This window comes from Fundicoccus sp. Sow4_F4 (assembly GCF_052116145.1).
Classification (GTDB): Bacteria; Bacillota; Bacilli; order Lactobacillales; family Aerococcaceae; genus Fundicoccus.
Map to the genome: position 1 here is coordinate 1 of NZ_JBQKLQ010000023.1, position 619 is coordinate 619.

General features: G+C 35.2%; 1 protein-coding gene and 1 pseudogene. Both read right to left on the minus strand.

Annotated features, from left to right (window positions below; all coding sequences use genetic code 11):
- On the minus strand, positions 1-371 hold a 371-nt coding region (locus tag ACTQ5J_RS13495), incomplete at its 3' end, for a sugar transferase (protein WP_441753717.1).
- 1 nt (position 372) lies between these two features.
- Positions 373-619, minus strand: a pseudogene (locus ACTQ5J_RS13500) (hypothetical protein); the annotation flags it as partial.

Genomic DNA, 619 nt, shown 5'->3' on the forward strand with positions numbered 1-619 from the left:
TACTCTTCAAGAGATGCAATTCTCTCTGGTCTTGGACCAACAAGACTCATTTCTCCTTTTAGAACATTAAGCACCTGTGGAATTTCATCTATCTTTGTTCTTCTTAAAAACTTACCAATAGAAGTAACTCTGTCATCATCCTTCATAACCTCTTGGCCTTTAACCATCTTTTCAGATCCAGGCTTCATTGTTCTAAACTTATACACCTTAAAGAGCTTTTTATGTTGTCCAGGTCTGTCTTGTAAAAAGAAAATAGGTCCTTCTGAAGTTCCTTTAATAAGAATGGCAACGATAATCCATATAGGCAAAAATACTATTAACACTATTAATGAAAGAATGATATCTATTAACCTTTTAATTGCCTTCTGCATATTATCCCTCTATTTCATAATCGATTGGTGTTAAGTACCCATCGCTTAATTTTATTTCACCTTCATTTAGGTCAATCTTAGCTGACCAAATCCTAATTACTTTATCTCCATCTTTATAAAAAGCTCCGGGATAAGGATGTGTAACTGCTCTAACCAGTTTATCTGCTTCATCCATTGTCATTGAACTTAGTAGCTCTCCATCTTCTGGTTTTCTACCTGTCCACTCAGTAGCTTTAGACTCGTCTTGC